The 18,856-nt window shown below is 40.8% G+C and carries 18 protein-coding genes; 4 read left to right on the top strand and 14 right to left on the bottom strand.

Annotated elements, in window-relative coordinates:
- Positions 1 to 89 precede the first annotated feature (89 nt).
- From accA to dnaE, 4 genes are all read right to left on the bottom strand, one after another.
- A complete protein-coding gene (accA, locus tag ABVJ71_RS16420) occupies positions 90 to 1,067 on the bottom strand; it encodes an acetyl-CoA carboxylase carboxyl transferase subunit alpha (protein WP_353854966.1) in 978 nt (325 codons plus the stop codon).
- Positions 1,052 to 1,927 (bottom strand): acetyl-CoA carboxylase, carboxyltransferase subunit beta, encoded by an 876-nt coding sequence (gene accD / locus ABVJ71_RS16415; RefSeq protein ID WP_353854965.1) that lies wholly within the window; start codon positions 1,925 to 1,927, stop codon positions 1,052 to 1,054. Before accD ends, accA begins: the two co-directional genes overlap by 16 nt.
- 303 nt (positions 1,928 to 2,230) lie before the next feature.
- Entirely contained in the window at positions 2,231 to 3,463 is a 1,233-nt protein-coding gene (locus ABVJ71_RS16410; RefSeq protein ID WP_353854964.1) for a malic enzyme-like NAD(P)-binding protein, read from the bottom strand.
- Between the two features lie 147 nt (positions 3,464 to 3,610).
- Positions 3,611 to 6,946 carry a DNA polymerase III subunit alpha gene (dnaE, locus tag ABVJ71_RS16405; RefSeq protein WP_353854963.1) on the bottom strand — a complete coding sequence of 1,112 codons (3,336 nt, stop codon included), beginning with the start codon at positions 6,944 to 6,946 and terminating at the stop codon, positions 3,611 to 3,613.
- 137 nt (positions 6,947 to 7,083) lie between these two features.
- On the opposite strand from dnaE, the gene ABVJ71_RS16400 reads away from it, so the two are divergent.
- From ABVJ71_RS16400 to ABVJ71_RS16390, 3 genes are all read left to right on the top strand, one after another.
- Positions 7,084 to 7,425 carry a YtrH family sporulation protein gene (locus ABVJ71_RS16400; protein ID WP_353854962.1) on the top strand — a complete coding sequence of 114 codons (342 nt, stop codon included), beginning with the start codon at positions 7,084 to 7,086 and terminating at the stop codon, positions 7,423 to 7,425.
- On the top strand, positions 7,422 to 7,925 hold the full coding sequence (gene ytrI, locus ABVJ71_RS16395) for a sporulation membrane protein YtrI (RefSeq protein ID WP_353854961.1): 504 nt from the start codon (positions 7,422 to 7,424) through the stop codon (positions 7,923 to 7,925). Before ABVJ71_RS16400 ends, ytrI begins: the two co-directional genes overlap by 4 nt.
- 109 nt (positions 7,926 to 8,034) lie before the next feature.
- Positions 8,035 to 8,220, top strand: a complete 186-nt coding sequence (locus ABVJ71_RS16390) for a hypothetical protein (protein ID WP_353854960.1) — start codon at positions 8,035 to 8,037, stop codon at positions 8,218 to 8,220.
- A gap of 51 nt (positions 8,221 to 8,271) precedes the next feature.
- Here the strand turns inward: ABVJ71_RS16390 and ABVJ71_RS16385 are convergent, their stop codons facing one another.
- The gene (locus ABVJ71_RS16385; protein ID WP_353854959.1) at positions 8,272 to 9,213 is read right to left on the bottom strand and encodes a bifunctional oligoribonuclease/PAP phosphatase NrnA; all 942 of its coding nucleotides are present in this window, start codon (positions 9,211 to 9,213) and stop codon (positions 8,272 to 8,274) included.
- Positions 9,214 to 9,360: 147 nt separating this feature from the next.
- Here ABVJ71_RS16385 and ABVJ71_RS16380 point away from each other — a divergent pair, with 147 nt between their 5' ends.
- On the top strand, positions 9,361 to 9,663 hold the full coding sequence (locus ABVJ71_RS16380) for a YtpI family protein (RefSeq protein WP_353854958.1): 303 nt from the start codon (positions 9,361 to 9,363) through the stop codon (positions 9,661 to 9,663).
- Positions 9,664 to 9,702: 39 nt separating this feature from the next.
- On the opposite strand, the gene ABVJ71_RS16375 is transcribed toward ABVJ71_RS16380, so the two are convergent.
- From ABVJ71_RS16375 to ABVJ71_RS16335, 9 genes are all read right to left on the bottom strand, one after another.
- Entirely contained in the window at positions 9,703 to 11,025 is a 1,323-nt protein-coding gene (locus ABVJ71_RS16375; protein WP_353854957.1) for a CBS domain-containing protein, read from the bottom strand.
- 138 nt (positions 11,026 to 11,163) lie between these two features.
- Positions 11,164 to 11,850, bottom strand: a complete 687-nt coding sequence (locus ABVJ71_RS16370) for a metal-dependent hydrolase (RefSeq protein WP_353854956.1) — start codon at positions 11,848 to 11,850, stop codon at positions 11,164 to 11,166.
- A 61-nt stretch (positions 11,851 to 11,911) separates the two neighbouring features.
- Positions 11,912 to 12,667, bottom strand: coding sequence for an SDR family oxidoreductase (locus tag ABVJ71_RS16365; protein ID WP_353854955.1), 756 nt, complete (start codon positions 12,665 to 12,667; stop codon positions 11,912 to 11,914).
- 234 nt (positions 12,668 to 12,901) lie between these two features.
- Positions 12,902 to 13,039: a hypothetical protein gene (locus ABVJ71_RS16360; RefSeq protein WP_353854954.1), complete on the bottom strand. Its 138-nt coding sequence runs from the start codon at positions 13,037 to 13,039 to the stop codon at positions 12,902 to 12,904.
- A gap of 26 nt (positions 13,040 to 13,065) precedes the next feature.
- Complete coding sequence (argH, locus tag ABVJ71_RS16355) at positions 13,066 to 14,436, bottom strand: argininosuccinate lyase (protein WP_353854953.1); 1,371 nt, start codon at positions 14,434 to 14,436, stop codon at positions 13,066 to 13,068.
- Positions 14,433 to 15,644: an argininosuccinate synthase gene (locus ABVJ71_RS16350; RefSeq protein WP_353854952.1), complete on the bottom strand. Its 1,212-nt coding sequence runs from the start codon at positions 15,642 to 15,644 to the stop codon at positions 14,433 to 14,435. The genes argH and ABVJ71_RS16350 overlap by 4 nt, the downstream gene beginning before the upstream one ends.
- A gap of 174 nt (positions 15,645 to 15,818) precedes the next feature.
- Positions 15,819 to 16,334: a molybdenum cofactor biosynthesis protein B gene (locus ABVJ71_RS16345; protein WP_353854951.1), complete on the bottom strand. Its 516-nt coding sequence runs from the start codon at positions 16,332 to 16,334 to the stop codon at positions 15,819 to 15,821.
- 100 nt (positions 16,335 to 16,434) lie between these two features.
- Positions 16,435 to 17,619 (bottom strand): acetate kinase, encoded by a 1,185-nt coding sequence (locus ABVJ71_RS16340; protein ID WP_353854950.1) that lies wholly within the window; start codon positions 17,617 to 17,619, stop codon positions 16,435 to 16,437.
- Positions 17,620 to 17,850: 231 nt separating this feature from the next.
- A complete protein-coding gene (locus ABVJ71_RS16335) occupies positions 17,851 to 18,825 on the bottom strand; it encodes a class I SAM-dependent methyltransferase (RefSeq protein ID WP_353854949.1) in 975 nt (324 codons plus the stop codon).
- Between the last annotated feature and the right edge of the window lie 31 nt (positions 18,826 to 18,856).

Raw genomic sequence — 18,856 nt, 5'->3', positions numbered from 1 at the left:
TTTATGAAAACAAAAGAAAATTATTTTCAAATAGCGCTTTCAAAAAATGAGAAAAAAATAAACGCCAGCCAAAAAGGCTGTACGTTTATTTAATTTGCCCCAATATATTGATTTTTAATCGACACTTTACCGATTGCTTTGTATTTTTGATATCTTTGGTCCACTAATTCTTCTGGAGTTAGCTTGAGCAAAGATGTAAGTGACTGTTTTAATGTTTCTTCCATGTAGGCTGCTTGCTGTTTCACGTCTCGATGTGCTCCACCTTTCACTTCTTTAATAACATCATCTATAATATCTAATTCTTTCAGGTCTGGAGCTGTGATTTTCATTGTTTCAGCAGCTTTTTTGGCAAGTGATGAATCCTTCCAGAGCAGTGCAGCGGCACCTTCAGGAGAAATCACAGAATACGTTGAGTTCTCTAGCATAAATAGATGGTTTCCTACGCCTAAGCCAAGTGCACCACCACTTCCGCCTTCTCCAATGACAATACAGATAACCGGTACGCGAAGTCCAGCCATTTCGAATAAGTTTTTAGCAATTGCTTCACTTTGTCCACGTTCTTCAGCTGCTTTACCAGGATAAGCCCCTTTTGTATCAATAAAGCAAATGATTGGACGATTAAATTTATCTGCTTGTTTCATCAAACGAAGTGCTTTACGGTAGCCCTCTGGATGAGGCATACCGAAATTACGACGCAAGTTTTCTTTTGTATCTTTTCCGCGCTGATGACCAATGACAGTTACCGGAAGCCCTTTAAACGTGGCAATTCCTCCAACGATGGCTTCATCATCTCCATAATAACGGTCACCATGACATTCAAAAAAGTTGTCAAACAGCTCTTGAATGTAATCGAGAGTTGTTGGACGCATCGTGTGACGTGCAATTTGCACTCTATCCCACGGCTTTAAATTTGTATAAATGTCTGTTTCAAGCTTACTGAGACGTGCTTCAAGACGTTCAATTTCCGTACTTAAATCCATCTCTGAGTTTTGTGTGAACTTTTTCAATTCATCAATTTTTGCGCGAAGTTCAATCACAGGTTTTTCAAATTCTAATTCTCCAGCCACTCTCGCTCACCTCCTGTGCTGTGTAATTTTAAGATTCGCCCTAGTGATTCTTTCATATCAGCACGGTGAATGACGGCATCTAATTGACCATGTTTTAATAAAAATTCAGCCGTTTGAAAGTCCTCTGGCAGTTCTTCACGAATGGTTTGTTCGATAATCCTGCGACCCGCAAAACCAATTAATGCACCAGGCTCTGCAAAGTTGTAATCACCGAGAGACGCAAAACTTGCTGATACACCGCCAGTTGTTGGATTGGTCATCACAGAGATAATCAGCCCTTGGTCCTCACTGAACATTTTCAATGCAGAACTTGTTTTGGCCATCTGCATTAGACTAAGAATACCTTCTTGCATTCTTGCTCCGCCAGATGCAGTAAAGATAATAAATGGCACCTTGTCCGCTTTTGCTTTCTCAATCGCCAGAGTAATTTTTTCACCTACAACTGAACCCATGCTACCCATACGGAATGAGGCATCCATTACAGCGATCACAGCACTTTGCCCTTCGATTTCACCTTTACCTGTGACAATGGCTTCATTCAAAGATGTTTTTTCTCTGTCTTTCTCAAGCTTTTCTTCATAGCCTGGGAAACCAAGCGGGTTTTCTGAAATCAGATGCCCGTTAAACTCTTCAAATGTACCTTCATCTATAAGGCTTTCAATTCGCTGTTTTGCATTCATTTGCAAATGTCTGCCGCAATTCATGCAAACTCGTAAGTTTTTATCTAATTCTTTGGTAAGCATTATTTTTTTACATTGCGGACATTTGGTCATGATGCCTTCAGGCACATCTTGACTTGCCTGTTCAGAGGGTACAGATGCATATTTTTTCTTTTTACTAAAAATATTCTTGATTGACAAATGACTACCTCCCTTTTTGAAGGGTTTTTTCTTTACACGCACATCCACTATTATAGGACATGTCATGACTGTACCGAAACTATTGTACTTTTTTTGTCAAACGCTGTCATCCTTCATTCCATTTTTTCAGTGGGGAATTGACGAGAAATGAGTGTGTAATTGGGGCGCTGAACAGTTGATATATTTGAATTTTGAACGTCTACAAAAAAATCTTATTCAGGATGAAAAAAATTCATTTAAGAAAGAAAGGTGTACACATCTTTCCTCCAATTTCAGAAAAAACGTGCACACTTTTCCAGTTGGTTACTCGCCAATGATTGTTAATCTTCTTGTTTTTTCTGCAACGGCTTCTGGGTCAACTTTCATTCTTGCAACACCCGTCTCCATTGCTGCTTTTGCCACTGCTTTTGCTACTGCAGGGGCTACTCGCGCATCAAACGGTGCAGGGATGACATATTCTGCTGTTAATTCTTCATCTGAAACAAGGGAAGCAATGGCTTCAACTGCTGCGATTTTCATTTCTTCGTTAATATGTGTCGCACGTACATCAAGCGCTCCGCGGAAAATACCAGGGAAAGCCAATACATTATTCACTTGGTTCGGGAAGTCAGAACGGCCAGTTCCTACAACACTTGCACCTGCCGCATGAGCATCTTCCGGCATGATCTCTGGGTTCGGGTTAGCCATCGCAAAGATCACAGGATCTTTTGCCATTTTTCCAACCATTTCTTTTGTTAAAGCACCTGCTACTGAAACACCAATGAACACATCCGCACCTTCAATGACTTCTTCTAATGCGCCTTCTTTACGGTCTTGGTTCGTGAATTTTGCTACTTCGTTTTTCACTGCGTTCATGCCATTAGGACGTCCTTCATAAATCGCGCCTTTTGTATCACACATGATGATGTCACGTACACCGAAATGATAAAGCAGTTTAATAATTGCAATACCTGCAGCACCAGCACCGTTTGCTACGACTTTGATAGAAGACATAGACTTTCCAGAAAGTTTGAGGGCATTGACAAGTCCCGCTACTGTAACAATCGCTGTTCCGTGCTGATCATCATGGAAAACTGGGATGTTTGTCTCTTTTTTCAGACGCTCTTCAATGATAAAACAATTAGGTGCTGCAATATCTTCAAGGTTGACACCACCAAAAGTCGGCTCAAGCAGCTTCACTGTTTCAACAATTTTGTCAACATCGTTTGTCGCAAGGGCAATTGGGAATGCATCTACGCCCGCAAAGCTTTTGAACAGAACGGCTTTTCCTTCCATCACTGGAAGAGAAGCTTCTGCACCGATATTACCTAGTCCTAAAACGGCACTTCCGTCTGTTACAACAGCAACCATATTGCCTTTCATTGTATAATCATACACTTTGCTTGTGTCGTCATAAATATCTTTACATGGTTCTGCAACACCAGGTGAGTAAGCCAAGCTCAAGTCTTTCGCATTTTTCACTTGTACTTTTGATTTTGTTTCGAGTTTGCCTTGATTCTCTTTGTGCATATGTAATGCTTCTTCTCTTAATGACATCTGATGAACACTCCTTCAAGTGGAAAATGATGAATTGAATTGCTAAGTTGATAGGCACATACTGGCACTGGCAGTTTTCAATACACAGAATCTTTAAAATGATAACACAATAGGTGAATTTGTAAAACACATTCAGACGATTTGTCATCATTTCATGACAACGTTTTGTTCACCGAGCAACTCTTTTAGCTGGAAGATCACAGCATGATCTGCATGGACTTTGTAAGCATCTGGGAGTCTTATCGTCTTTTTTTGTTTTTCATAATACAAATAAACATCCGCTTCTCCTCTGTGGAGAGAGATCACTCGCTTCACTTGTTTTAGCAGTTCTTGCGAATGGTTCTCTTCTTTGACACGGATGTAGACGGCCTCTTTTCTTTTTGTGCCCATCTCTTCAAGCAGAACCGCCTCTTGCACGATGATTTGACTGCTGTCATTTCTCATATCTATTCTGCCTTCAACACAAAGCATTGCGCCCTCCTCCAATAAGGGGGACAGCTTTCTAAATTGCTCTGGAAAGACAACGCCTTCCATTTCTCCTGTTTCATCCCCAAATGTGACAAATGCCATCGATTGTCCGTTTTTTGTCCGAATTGATTTCACCTTTGTCAAAAGCCCCCCTAAAGAGACCTTTCGCTTCATATAGGAAGAAAGTTTGATAATCTCCACTGCCCCATTCTTTCTCAAGCGATCTCGATAGGCTTGTACCGGGTGATTTGATAAATATAACCCTAGTGCCTCTTTTTCAAATTGCAAGAGGTCTACAAGCGGCATTTCGTCTATTTCAGCATATTTTGGCTTAATGGAGAAGGTTGTATCCCCAAGAAAGTCTAGCTGATCCTCAGGCGTTAAAAACGACACGTGTTCTAACGCGATATCTATAGATGCTAATAACGAAGCACGATTTGGATAAAGTTCATCCATTGCCCCTGACAAAATGAGCGCTTCTATCGTTTTTCGGTTCACACTCTTTGATGATACTCTTGCGCAAAAATCAAATAAATCTTCAAACGGCTTTTCCTGCCTTGCTCTGTAAATATCCTTTACTGCTGATATACCGACATTTTTGATCGCTCTTAAACTGTAGCGAATCTCCCCTTTTTCGACCGTAAATGGAAATTCGCTCTTATTAATAGAAGGCTTCAACACAGAGATCCCTTTTTCCTTTGCCTCATAGAAATATTGAGCGATTTTGTCTTCATTTCCAATCACACTAGTCAAAAGTCCGCACATAAAATACAGCGGATAATGTGCTTTTAAATAAGCAAGCTGAAAGCCAATCATGCTATATGCTACAGCATGGCTTCTATTAAAACCATAGTTTGCAAATTTGACAATCAAGTCGTAAACGTCATTTGCAATATTAACAGAATACCCCTTTTTTAGGCATCCTTCAACAAAATGGCTTCGCTCCTCATCAAGTACCTTCTTATCCTTCTTAGAAACAGCTCGTCTTAACAAATCTGCCTCTCCAAGCTGAAAGCCTGCCATCTTCGCTGCAATCAGCATAATTTGTTCTTGGTACACAATGACCCCATACGTGTCTTTTAAAATGTCATACAAGTCTGGATGAGGGTAAGTCACCTTGACTCTGCCATGCTTTCGGTCGATAAATAGCGGAATATTCTCCATTGGACCTGGCCGGTAGAGCGCATTCACCGCAACAATGTCTTCGAGACTAGACGGTTTCAGCCTTCTTAGCACTTGACGCATTCCTTGTGATTCAAGCTGGAAGATACCCGTCGTATCTCCTCTTGATAACAGGTCAAACGTTTTTTTGTCTTGATATGAAATGTCACTAAAATGAATGTGAACGTTTTCCTGTCTTTCAATCTGGTTTTTAATCGATTCAATCAAGGTTAAATTTCTCAAGCCTAGAAAATCCATCTTCAACAGTCCGAGATCTTCTAAATAATTCATGGCATACTGCGTCAAATACACACCGTCATGACCTTCTTGAATAGGAACGATCTGAGTCAGTGGCTCTTCACTTAGAACAACGCCTGCTGCATGTGTTGAGGTATGTCTCGGCAAGCCTTCCACTTTGAGGGCTGTTTGAAATACCATTCGAAGCTCTTCAGATTCTTCTAGCCGTTTTTTTAATTCTGGAGAGGTGGTTACCGCTTCTTTTAAAGTAATTCCAGGTCTTGATGGGATGAGCTTTGCAAGTCGATCCGCTGCCTTTGTGTCAATTCCCATCACGCGCCCGACATCCCTTAAGGCCGCCTTTGCAGCAAGTGTTCCAAACGTGACAATTTGAGCGACATGCATTTTTCCATATTTGTCTTTTACATAGGAAATCATTTCATCTCTTCTTGTATCTGGAAAATCAATATCAATATCAGGCATGCTAATTCGTTCAGGGTTTAAAAACCGCTCAAATAAAAGTCCATGACGGATAGGGTCTACATCTGTAATAAAAAGAACATACGCAACAAGAGATCCTGCCGCTGATCCCCGTCCTGGACCTGTGACAATCCCATGATCATGGGCATACTTCATAAAATCCCAAACAATTAAGAAATAATCACTAAAATTCATTCTCTGTATGATACTCAGCTCATACTCAAGTCTTTTGACATATTTTTCATTTGAATGGATCTTTCTTTGTTTCATGCCTTCATAGCAAACCTTTTTCAAAAAGTGGTCTGCTGTCGATTGATCAGGGGTCGGATAAGATGGCAGTTTTGTCTGACCGAGGTTTAAATCTACCTCACAGCTATGGGCAATCTCGCTAGCCCTTGTGAGGAGTTCACGATGGTCTGCATACAACTGCGTCATTTCTTCGATTGATCTGAAATGCTTGTCCCCTGGATCTTCTTCCATATCTGAAAGCTGCTGTCCAGCTTTAATGGCCTTTAAACATGTATAGGCTGTTTTATCCTGCGGGTTAATGTAGTGGACATCTCCAGTTGCGACAAGAGGGATATCAGTGGCTTTTGAGACGTCGTAAAGCTCCTCAACAAGCGCTTGGTCTTGTTGAAACGCCTGAACAGACAAATAAACATGTCCTTCACCAAAGATAGCCTTTAAATGGCGTGCAGCACGGCGAGCTTCTTCTAACTGACCATTTTGCAGTAACGTTTCAATATAACCAGATGCTCCTGGCGTGATCGCAATCAGACCGTCAGCATAACTTTTAAGCCATTTTTCTTTCAGGCCAGCTTTTGATTTCGATTTCAATACACTACTAATTTTTATCAGATTTTGATAGCCTTCATTTGTCTTTGCAAGTAGTACCAAGGGATAAGCCTCTGTCTCTTGTTCATCTATGAAGACAGAAGCTGTTAAACCGATCACTGGCTTGATGCCATGTTTCTTACATTCCTTATAAAATTCAACTGTTCCATACATCACATGGTCATCAGTAAGAGCGAGAGCCTTGTAACCAAGTTCCTTCGCCTTCATCACAAGATCCTTTATCTTGGCTGCACTGTTTAACAAACTGTATCCACTGTGGACCTGAAGATGAACATAGGACATGCTTAATCCACTCCTTTCGTCTCAATTCATTCTTTCATTATAAAACGCGATGCGATGAGAAACAAATGTTCTTTCTTTTCCGTCTGTTCATACTTGTCCAGCACACGCCATATATTGAATAGAGTGAGGTGGGAAAAATGGATGTGAAGGAAGCCTTTATTCCAAATTTTATCAGTTGTTACTTTATAGCGCTTGGGGTCATTTTAGGCGGTGCGATCATAGGCGGTGTGGGTGCTTATTTATCAGGGCAACCTCCCATGACAATCATCTCAAGTCTTGCCAACCGCTTAAAAATTTGGGCACTTGTTGCTGCCATTGGCGGGACATTTGATGCGGTCTATAGTTTTGAAAGAGGTATTTTTGAAGGAAATACGCGTGATATTTTCAAACAAATTTTATTAATTATCTCAGCCATGGGTGGTGCTCAAACAGGTTATTTAATTATTACTTGGCTTACACAGGAGCATGTATCGTCATGAGAGTGCCAGAACTGTATAAACGCCCAGGATGGCAGCGTTTTTTTGCTGGAATGATGTTCGGTGCCATTATCAGTTGGCTGATCTTCTTATTTACCTATGGTACCTTTCAAGAAAAGCAAGTGACCATACTAAGAAACCAGCAACACCATATGGACAGCCTCAAAGAACAAATCACACTCTATCGGGAAGAGCTGCATAAACTAAACGAAGACAATAAGCAGCGGCTGCTGATTCAGAGCGTGGATGTCCATCTAGTCAATCGTGAACAATATAAAATTCCAGAGCCAGATACTTTAAAGTTTGAAGAACAAGTAAAAGAGGATATTTCAGAGGTGATTACAAAGGATATTGAAAGTGTGTATAAAACAAAGGAATTATTAAAACGAACTGTGGAACATAAGGAATATATCATAAGGGAAAAAGCATATCGCGCCAAAGTAACAGAGCTGACGATTTATACAAAGCTCTCACTTCAGGTACGTATTTCATTTGCTGAATAAATCATGATGTGGAATTTTTATGAATTTCTACACTCCATAATCGCTTTTCACCGGCAATTTTTATAAACTAAAAGAAGAACGACATCTTGAATAGAAAGAGGTGAGCACAATGGAGGTTTACAGCTATCGTCAAATGGCACGAGACAAAGCAAGCCGGATTAAAGACGGCATGTGTGCTTATGCTGAGACAGACATGATGGCGCATTTAATCAAAAAAGAATTAAAGCATCAAAATCTCCAAGCTTATGAAGATTCAACTGACATCGGCTGCTGGTTTATCCCTTTATCCAAATAACCCTTTTCTCTGCCATGAAAAAGAGAGAGGGAATAGAATCTTCCCTCTCTCTCACGATGATGATTTACATACTTCTTCTAAATCACGCAAAATATCATCTGCCACTGCCCAGTCATAAATGGACGCACCGGCTGCTAGTGGATGACCGCCGCCATTATATTTTTTAGCAATCGTGTTAATGACGACACCTTTTGAGCGAAATCTGACACGAATCTGATCCTTTTCTTCCACAAAAAAGACCCAAGCCTTAATTCCCGCAATATTTCCAAGTGTGCCAACAAGCTGCGAGGCCTGATGAGCCGTTGTCTGAAAAGATTCCAAAATGTCCCGCTTAATAAAAACGGATGCCACTCCATTCTCTGACAAAGATATATGTTGAAAAATAAAGCCATTTAATTTCACGACATTCAAATCCGTTTCATACAATTGATTGAATAGATCTGATGCTGAAAACGGATATTCAATGAGTTCCCCTGCATATTTGAGTGTCTTTTTTGTTGTGTTTGGGAAAAGGAAGCGGCCTGTGTCTCCTACTATGCCGGCATAAATGAGTTCAGCCGCCTTTGTGTTCAGCTGATATCCTTCTTCTTTCCCCTCTAAATACAATTCATAAATCATCTCACTCACAGAGCTTGCCTCTGTATCCACCCAAAGCAGGTCACCATAGGGGTCTTCATTTGGATGATGATCAATTTTTATCAGCTTATCACCCATCAAATAGCGCTGATCATCAATTCGTGCCTCATTTGCCGTATCACAGACAATCACAAGTGCACCTTGATAAGCTTCATCCGGTACCACATCCAGTTCATATAAGAATGAAAGGGAGGGTTCTTTCATTCCTGTCGCATAAATATTTTTTTCTGGAAAGGTGCAACGTAAGATTTCCGTAAGGCCGCACTGTGATCCATACGCATCAGGATCTGGTCTTACATGTCTATGGATGATGATGGTGTCATATAATGATATGGTTCTAATCAGTTCTTTTTTCATAAAAACTCCTTCTCATGCGATACTCTTTTTATTATTAAATCATAATCTATCCTGACGGAAAAGTGAGGAATAGACAATTTATTCTAGTAAGCAAGCCTATTTATGTTTAAAATAGGGTTGTAATCACTTACAATGGAGGCTTGGCACATGCTTGTTTTGATGGTGTTTATTATTTGTTCTGCCATGTTTTATTTATACTACAAAGCAAAGAATGTCCGTACAAAGAGACCTGTCGAGAAGAAATTCTGGTCTGCTAAATCCAGTATGGCACTTGGTTGCTTTGTCCTGCTCTTCGGTGTGAATCAATTATTTTTAAATCGCTCGTCACTCGCATTTGTCATTGGATTTATTTTTGTTGCAGTCGGTATCGGCAGTACGTGGGCTGGATATAAAGCCTACAAGCATTATCTTCCGCTCTTTTTAAAGGAAGGCGAAAAAGATCACGCTTAAAAGAGGAAGGGCGAATTCACTCCGCCCTTCTTTGCTTGTTTATCCTCTCTCCATTAACTGCACCATCAGCATTGCTTTTCCTACAATATTTGCTTGGTGGTAAACCTCGACTTCCAGCTTTCCAAACTTGCGTCCTACCTCTAAAATATTCGGTTTAATCTGTATGGTGGATTCCATTTGAACCGGCTTTAGAAAATAGACAGAGAGACTCTCAACAATCAGTTCTCCTTTTTTATGAGATTTTAAGAAACGATTGGCTGATTCAATTAAAATTTGTGTAAACACGCCATATGAGATATTTCCTAGCTGGTTTGTCATTTGCGGTGTGACTTCATATTGATAGACAGCATCTGTTTTTGGCTTTTCTGTATCTGTCTCTTTAAACCCTCTAGAGACAACATCATCCAGTTTTTCCCCGACCTGCGGCTGCTTTTGGATCATTTGTAGCGCCTTCAGAACGTCCTGACGGCTAATCATGCCAATTAACTTCTCATGGTCATCTACAACTGGCAGCACCTCAATGCCTTCCCATACCATCATTTGTGCGGCAGAGGCAACAGACGTCTTGCCAATCACCGTCAGCGGCTGTTTGGTCATCACCTTTTCAATTGGTGTCGAGCGGTCATGACCTACAATATCCTTTGAGGTAAGAATCCCATGAATCTTCATTTGATCATCTGCTACTGGGAAGCGGCCGTGTCCTGTTTCATAATTTTTTTCATACCATTTCTCAAGCTTGTCCTCTGGAGATAAATACACTGTACGTTCAATTGGCGTTAAAATATCCTCCACAAGCACAATTTCTTTTTTAATTAATTGGTCATAAATTGCCCTGTTTATGAGAGCAGCTACTGTAAACGTATCATAGCTTGTCGATAAGATCGGCAGCTCAAGCTGATCCGCCAATTGAATAATTTGCTCGTCTGTTGAGAATCCACCTGTGACAAGCACAGCTGCCCCTGCCTCTAAAGCTTGCCTGTGGGCATTGATCCGGTTTCCGACGATCAGCAGGTTGCCAGCAGCCGTATATCTCATCATTGCATCTAGCTCCATTGCACCGATCACAAATTTGTTTAATGTTTTATGTAAGCCGGCTCGACCCCCAAGCACTTGCCCATCAATGACATTTACGACTTCCGCATATGTCAATTTTTCAATATTTTCTTTTTTCTTTTGCTCAATTCGAATGGTACCAACCCGTTCAATTGTACTGACGAATCCTTTATTTTCAGCATCTTTAATGGCTCGGTATGCCGTACCTTCACTCACTTTCATTTCTTTGGCAATCCGCCGGACAGAAATCTTCTCACCGACATCTAATGAATCAATATACGATAAAATTTGCTCATGCTTTGTCGCCAATCCCGTTCACCCTTTTTATTTTCAGCGTTATCATCTATGTTTCATTATAACGGCAGGAGGCTTTTAATAGCAATTTGTCTTTTGCGCAAGCGATGAGGCATGAAAAAGCCGGCATTTTGCGCCGGCTTATCTGCATGTTTATGAAATTTCTATGGATTCTCCGCTATTTAACACACGACCTACTCCGCCGTGCAAGCTGTCTGCAAACGCATGCGGGTCTTGCTCAATCGGCGGAAATGTATTGTAATGTATCGGAACGACCTGTTTTGCACGAAGCCATTCTGCCGCTATTCTTGCATCCTCTGGTCCCATGGTAAAGTTATCACCGATTGGGAGAAACGCAAGATCAATATGATTTAGCTCACCAATCAGCTTCATATCTGAAAATAGCGCCGTATCTCCTGCATGATAAATCGTTTTGCCTTCTGCGGTAAATAAAACACCTGATGGCATGCCTGTATACGTAATGGTTTTGGATTCTTCATCAATGACTGCCGAGCCGTGGAACGCTTGCGTAAGCTTTACTTTACCGAATTCAAATTGACACCCACCGCCAATATGAAGCGGGTGCGTTTTCACGCCTTGCCAGCTTAAATAGACTGCTAGTTCATTCGGCGCTACGACAAGGGCGTCATTGTTTTTTGATATTTCAATCGTATCACCAAGGTGATCCCCATGCCCATGTGTCAGCAAAATCACATCTGCTTTCACATCATGCGGTTTGATATCCGTATGCTTATTTCCATTTAAAAATGGATCAATCCAAATATGATATCCATTTGTTTCAATGTGTACGACTGAATGTCCATGATATGTAGCTTTCATGTGTATCCACCTTTCTTTTTTATATAACATTATCTATTCCCTGTATCAATGGCTGAAAAACTTAATGTTTATGAATGACATTAAGTCCGCCTGTTGCTTCAATGACTGTTCCCGTAATGAGATCTGATCGGTCATCACATAAGAACGAGATGATGCGACCAATATCCTCTCCAGTCCCAGAACGGCCAACTGGTGTTTCGTCGTCTTTGATCAGACGTGCTTCCTCTATTGTTGATTCTTTCATATCACCAACAATTTTACCCGGACAAACCATATTGGCGGTAATACCGTTTTCGGCCTCTTCAATGGCAATGGTTTTCGTCAGTGAAGCTAGTCCTACTTTGGCAGCACCAAAAGCCGAACGGTTCATCCAGCCTGGTGCATGATCTGCACCTTGGAAGCCATACGTGATAATACGACCAAAACCTTGTTTTCTCATCATCGGGATAACCATACGGAACAAGTGAAATACAGCTGACAGATTTCCTTCAATCATTTGATACCACTCATCTTCTGTATAATCAGCCAGCTTCTTTCGTTCAAAAATATAAGGACCGGCATTATTGATGAGGGCATCAATCCGCCCAAATCGTTCAAATGCCAATTGCACCATCTCTTTTAAGTCTTCTTTGTTTGTGACATCACCTTGAACAAATTGAAGCTTTTCTTCGTATTGTTGCAATTCTTCTTTCATGCGCCGTACAGCCTCATCATCACTTCGATAATTGACTGTCACAGAATACCCCATATTCAGTAAGGACTCCGTTACTTTACGTCCAAGCCCTTTAGAACCCGCTGTAATTAATGCGTGTCGCACACAATCTCCTCCTAAAGCAAAGGTTGCAAGTTCATGTGATTCATTCTGATACTACTTTTACTTTACTATAAACCATCACCCTGCGCACTTCTGAACCCTTTATTAAGTATACAGTTGAACAGCACAGGATGATTCATCTCCTTTTGCATTTCCATGAGCCATGAATATCAAGGAGCAAAGGAACAATGCGGTAGCGTTCTCTACCAAGAGCTAATCAGGCAGTGGGCAAATTCTTCATAGTCCTGCGTCTAACGTTTTGACCGACATGATGAGTAAGAAAAGGTTCCCCATTTGCAGTTCACACCATATGCTTTCATTTTCTCCAATGATGATGGATCTCCTTTTTAAATCACAGCAAAAAACCATTCGCATAGCAACACGAATGGTTTTTGAGCGTTTTATAGACAGGCTTTTGCCTTCTCTAGTGCTAGCTGAATTTGTTTGAATCCAGTCCCACCTGCACTTGTTCTTTTTTCGACAGCGACATACGGATCAAGAACAGTATAAATGTCTTGTTCAAAAAGGTTACTTGCTTTTGTGAATTCCTCGAAAGAAAGATCACTTAAGTAGATGCCTTTTTGAATGCACGTATACACAAGCTTGCCAACGATTTCGTGTGCTTCACGGAATGGCATGCCTTTTTTCGCAAGGTAGTCTGCCACTTCGGTCGCATTTGAAAAATCTTCTTTCGTTGCTTTTTTCATAACATCTTCATTCACTGTCATCGTTTGAATCATGCCTGTGAAGATTTGCAGGCTACCGGCGATCGTTTTGACTGTATCAAACATGCCTTCTTTATCTTCTTGCAAGTCTTTGTTATACGTAAGCGGAAGACCTTTCATGATTGTTAGAAGCCCTATTAGGTTGCCATACACACGACCTGTTTTCCCGCGAATTAATTCAGCCATATCTGGGTTTTTTTTCTGCGGCATCATGCTGCTTCCTGTTGCGTACGTGTCATCTAATTCAATGAACTTGAATTCTTGTGAGCACCATAAAATGATTTCCTCGCAAAAACGTGAGAGGTGCATCATGACAAGGCTACTGTTAGACAGGAATTCTAAGATAAAATCACGGTCACTCACGCCATCAAGGCTGTTCTCGTAAATATGGTCAAAGCCAAGTAACTCTTTTGTATATTCACGATCAATCGGGAATGTCGTTCCTGCTAACGCACCGCATCCAAGTGGAGACACGTTGATTCGCTTTAAAGAATCTTGAAAACGCGCTTTGTCACGCTCTAGCATCCAGAAATAGGCGAGCATATGATGTGCGAATGAGATAGGCTGTGCACGTTGCAGGTGCGTATATCCTGGGAAAATTGTTTCAACGTGCTGTTCTGCTTTTTCCACAAGCACCTTTTGGAAAGATGAAATAAGCTCAATGATATGCTCTACTTGGTTATTCAAGTATAAATGCATATCTGTCGCCACTTGATCATTTCGGCTTCTCGCTGTGTGCAATTTGCCACCAAGTGGACCAATCTCATCAATGAGCATTTTTTCAAGGTTTAAGTGAATATCCTCATACTCAACTGAAAAATCTAATTCATTCGCCTCTGCCTTTTTCATGAGCGTATTCAGACCATTTTTGATCACAGATGCTTCCTCATCAGTGAGAATGCCGCATTTGTTCAGCATACTTGCATGGGCAAGGGAGCCGGTCAAGTCTTCTTTAACTAATTGTTGGTCGAAATGAATGGATGCGCCAAACTCATCAACCCATTTTTCTGGTGTTTTTTGAAATCGGCCTCCCCAAAGCTTTTTCATGCCTTAACCTGCTCCTTTTTGTTCACAATGCTGTTTACTTTTGTTGGTAATCCCCAAAGATTAATAAATCCTACAGCAGCATCATGATCGAATTCATCTTCTTTTGTATAAGTTGCCAGCTTTTCATCATAAAGTGAGAAAGCTGATTTACGTCCTTCTACAATGGCATGACCTTTAAATAATTTCACACGCACAACACCAGTAACGTTCTTTTGTGTTTCTTGCAAGAATGCATCAAGTGCAATTTTTAATGGAGAGAACCATAGACCATTGTATATTAATTCAGCCATTTTTTGTTCAACGATTGGTTTGAAATGTGCTACTTCTTTGACAAGCGTTAAATCCTCAAGCTCTTTGTGTGCTGTCAGTAATGTAATCGCACCTGGGCACTCATACACTTCACGAGATTTGATGCCAACAAGGCGGTTTTCAACGTGATCAATTCTGCCAATACCATGCTGACCAGCGACTTCGTTAAGGTGCAGAATCAAGTCAGATAAAGAATATTTCACACCATCAATGGCTGTTGGTTTTCCTTGTTCAAATGTGATTTCAATTACATCTGGTGTATCTGGTGTTTTTTCAAGCGGATTTGTCAGATCATACGCACCTTCTGGCGGGGCAGCCCAAGGGTCTTCTAAAATACCGCATTCGTTACTTCTGCCCCAAAGGTTTTGGTCAATTGAATATGGGCTGTCTAAATTAATCGGAATTGGAATACCGTGTTTTTGTGCATAATCAATTTCTTCATCACGAGACCATTTCCATTCACGTACTGGTGCAAGGACTTCTAAGTCTGGATTTAACGCTTTAATGGATACTTCAAAACGAACTTGGTCATTCCCTTTTCCTGTACATCCGTGTGCAACAGCTACTGCATTTTCTTTCTCTGCCACTTCCACTAGTTTTTTGGCAATGAGCGGGCGAGACAGTGCAGAGACGAGCGGGTATTTCCCTTCGTACATCGTGTGTGCTTTTAATGCAGTAAGTGCAAATTCTTCGGCAAATTCTTCTTTTGCGTCAATCATATAAGATTGAACTGCTCCGACTTGTAAGGCCTTTTGCTGAATGAAGGCTAAGTCTTTTCCTTCACCTACGTCAAGGCAGCAAGCGACAACCTCGTACCCTTGTTCTTGTAACCATTTAATTGCAACAGAGGTATCAAGACCTCCAGAATATGCTAATACGACTTTTTGATTTTGTGACATAATTGAAAAGCTCCTCTCACTTGTTATGATGCTGTGATTCAATTTTTGCATAAAAATAAGTTTTAATTTATAAACATGCATTTAGTATGTATACACTGTATCAAGGAAAAATTGTTTTTTCAACCCCTTTATGAAAAAAACTCTGCCGATTTTTCTTGGCAGAGTTTTTTGGGGCTATTGTTGATCCTTTTGAAGTTCTCGCAAAACATGTGGAAGCTCTGGAATGATGAGTTTTGTCATGGCTAAGCGGACAGCTCCGGTGGAACCCGGTGTGGCAAAGACGGCTTTTTGATTGACGACACCTGCTGTTGCTCTAGATAAAATAGCGGCTGAACCGATGTCTTCTGTATAGCTTAGCATGCGAAAAATTTCACCAAAGCCCGGCAGTTCTTTTGAGAAAAGAGGAGTAATTGATTCGATCGTTACATCTCTTGTGGCAATGCCTGTTCCCCCATTTAATATTACAGCATCAATAGACGCCTCACTCGTTCCTTCTAACACTGCATCCTGAATGGCCAGAATGTCATCTTTGACAATATCGTAGGCAAGAATCAAATGGCCTTGTTCTTTGAGCAAATCAATCATGAGACGGCCGCTTTTATCCGTTTCTTTTGTCCGAGTATCACTTACTGTAATTACTTTACAACGAAGCGTGGTTCTTGCCTCTCGTTTATGTTCAGCAACACTCATCTTTACACCGCTCCCTTTCATTCCCTATTGGACAACATGATAACATACTTCTATTTGAGCATAAAAAAGCTCTTTTCCATCAGGAAAAGAGCTCAAAACGTTAAGCTAAGCGCATAACATCTCTTGCAATCATGACTTCTTCGTTTGTTGGGATAACAATGACTTTAACTGGAGAGTGCGGGTAGCTGATGAATGCTTCTTCGCCTCTTATGTTATTAAGAGAAGGGTCCCAGTATACGCCCATGAATTCTAGACCACGAAGAACACGTGCTCTTACTTCTGAACTATTTTCACCGATTCCAGCTGTGAAGATAATCGCATCAACGCCATTCATTCTTGCTGCATAAGAGCCGATGTATTTATGAATACGGCTTGCAAAGATATCAAGTGCGACTTCTGCACGGTCGTTTCCTTCTTTTGTTGCTTCTTCAATATCACGAAGGTCACTTGAAATACCTGACACTCCTAAAAGACCGCTCTTCTTGTTTAAAGTAGTCAGGACTTCTTCGGCTGTATGTCCTGTTTTCTCCATGATAAATGGAATAAGAGCAGGGTCAATGTTACCTGAACGTGTACCCATTGCAACCCCAGCAAGTGGTGTGAATCCCATAGAAGTATCAATAGATTTTCCGCCTTCTACTGCTGCGATACTTGCACCATTGCCAAGGTGACAAGAAATCAAACGAAGCTCTTCAAGCGGACGTCCTAATAGCTCTGCTGCACGCTCTGTGACAAACTTATGGCTTGTCCCGTGGAAACCGTATTTACGAATACCGTATTTTTTGTAGTAATCGTACGGAAGGCTGTATAGGTAAGATTGCTCTGGCATTGTTTGGTGGAAGGCTGTATCAAACACAGCAACCGCTGGTACATCAGGCAAAATTTGTTTGAACGCTTTGATTCCTACAACGTTTGCAGGGTTATGAAGCGGTGCAAGCTCTGAAAGCTTCTCGATGTCATTGATCACTTCATCCGTTAATAGAACAGAGTCGCTGAACTTCTCGCCACCATGAACGACACGGTGTCCTACGCCTTGAATTTCATTAAAGTCTTTGATGATGTGATATTCCGTTAATTTTTCAAGCAACATTTTAACCGCTACTGCATGATCTGGAATATCAGTGATTTCTGTTTTCTTTTCTCCATCTACAGAAATCGTAAAGATGCTGTTATCCATTCCAATTCTTTCAACAAGCCCTTTTGTTAAAACGGTTTCTTCTGGCATGTCGAACAATTGGAATTTAAGAGATGAGCTTCCTGCGTTGATTGCAATAATTTTGGACATTCTTGTCGCTCCTTTTACTCAATGGTTATATGAGGTTTCACGTTTTTTCCGGTGCTATATTCAACCTGCTGAAACGGGTCTTTTATAGTTTAACGATAAGTCCGAAAAATATCTGACTTTTTCATTTAAACACTGAAAACTTTGCTTTTCAAGTACACCTTCTAACTGTTACCGCTTACATCAATAAGTCGTTATTTTCTGAAAAGTAAAATAGCCAGAATCATACTCTGGCTATTCGTTCGTTTCTTTTTCTTCTATAAACCACTGGTCTAATTTTCTCATGACAGCTATCATGGCTTCCTTCTGAGAGAAAGATGGTAAGTTTGCAAACAACATCCGTTTAGGTGCTGCCAGGCCCTCTTTTTTCTTTTGCATCACAAATAAGCTTTTGGCATGCTTTTTGTCTTTAAACATGGATACTGGCAGTTGAATTAAAGCGTTCATATATGCTGTTTCTTTGATAAAATTCTTTAATTGCGCACTTTCTTTTCCTTCAAACAAATCGTTCGGAATGATGAAGAACAAGAAGCCGCCATCTTTCGTATAGCGAAGGCTTTGTTCAATGAATAAATAATGAGCAAAGGAATGCCCTTCTTTCGCCTTTAGTTCATAGTCCGCTGCTCGCTCATCATTCGGGTAATAGCCGACTGGAAGACTGCACACTGTGACATCTGCTGGTGACATGAGAAGCGGCTCAAGGCTGTCTTGGTGGAAAAGTTCTACTTCTTTCTCTTCCAAATTGGCCTGCGCCCAAGCAATTTTAATGAGCACGTCATCAATTTCAGAGGCAAAACCTCTTTTTGTTTCTGCCGTGACATTGTTTAAAACCGCAAGCAGTAAGTTCCCTGTCCCTGCTGCAGGATCAAAAACAACAAGCTCTTTTTGTCCTTCTAAGAATTTATTGACCAAATAGCTAACAAACAAACCAATCGTATCTGGCGTCATTTGACGATTTGGATGTGAAATATCTTTTTGTCCTTTTAGTACGGCGAGCTGAAACGCTTTACGAATTTGCTCATGGTCATAAGAAGCAAAGTCTGCTTTCTCTATTAAATCCTTTAGTAAACCGTTCTGATCATTTGCCTGAAAAAAGGCCTCCCCAGCTTCTGCCAATGCTTCAATGTAAGAGATGTGATGTTCCTTTTTCAATCGAATAGACGCTGTATCGAGCAGCTCAAAAATAGTACTTACTTGATCTTTCTGCAATGCTTCTCTCTCCTCGCTTTGTTAAAAGCTA

The sequence above is a fragment of the Bacillus sp. Bos-x628 genome, from assembly GCF_040500475.1.
In the GTDB taxonomy this organism is placed as follows: Bacteria; Bacillota; Bacilli; order Bacillales; family Bacillaceae; genus Bacillus; species Bacillus maqinnsis.
The sequence above is the reverse complement of the archived record's forward strand: the minus strand, read 5'-3'. Positions and strand labels throughout refer to the sequence as shown.

What these genes read in the sequence shown, in the direction of transcription:
- ABVJ71_RS16360 (WP_353854954.1), bottom strand. Translation starts at nt 13,039, where the DNA reads ATGCGAATGGTTTTTTGCTGTGATTTAAAAAGGAGATCCATCATCATT.
- ABVJ71_RS16340 (WP_353854950.1), bottom strand. Translation starts at nt 17,619, where the DNA reads ATGTCCAAAATTATTGCAATCAACGCAGGAAGCTCATCTCTTAAATTC.
- ABVJ71_RS16410 (WP_353854964.1), bottom strand. Translation starts at nt 3,463, where the DNA reads ATGTCATTAAGAGAAGAAGCATTACATATGCACAAAGAGAATCAAGGC.
- argH (WP_353854953.1), bottom strand. Translation starts at nt 14,436, where the DNA reads ATGAAAAAGCTTTGGGGAGGCCGATTTCAAAAAACACCAGAAAAATGG.
- dnaE (WP_353854963.1), bottom strand. Translation starts at nt 6,946, where the DNA reads ATGTCCTATGTTCATCTTCAGGTCCACAGTGGATACAGTTTGTTAAAC.
- ABVJ71_RS16345 (WP_353854951.1), bottom strand. Translation starts at nt 16,334, where the DNA reads ATGAGTGTTGCTGAACATAAACGAGAGGCAAGAACCACGCTTCGTTGT.
- ABVJ71_RS16390 (WP_353854960.1), top strand. Translation starts at nt 8,035, where the DNA reads ATGGAGGTTTACAGCTATCGTCAAATGGCACGAGACAAAGCAAGCCGG.
- ABVJ71_RS16385 (WP_353854959.1), bottom strand. Translation starts at nt 9,213, where the DNA reads ATGAAAAAAGAACTGATTAGAACCATATCATTATATGACACCATCATC.
- ABVJ71_RS16380 (WP_353854958.1), top strand. Translation starts at nt 9,361, where the DNA reads ATGCTTGTTTTGATGGTGTTTATTATTTGTTCTGCCATGTTTTATTTA.
- ABVJ71_RS16400 (WP_353854962.1), top strand. Translation starts at nt 7,084, where the DNA reads ATGGATGTGAAGGAAGCCTTTATTCCAAATTTTATCAGTTGTTACTTT.
- ABVJ71_RS16350 (WP_353854952.1), bottom strand. Translation starts at nt 15,644, where the DNA reads ATGTCACAAAATCAAAAAGTCGTATTAGCATATTCTGGAGGTCTTGAT.
- ytrI (WP_353854961.1), top strand. Translation starts at nt 7,422, where the DNA reads ATGAGAGTGCCAGAACTGTATAAACGCCCAGGATGGCAGCGTTTTTTT.
- ABVJ71_RS16370 (WP_353854956.1), bottom strand. Translation starts at nt 11,850, where the DNA reads ATGAAAGCTACATATCATGGACATTCAGTCGTACACATTGAAACAAAT.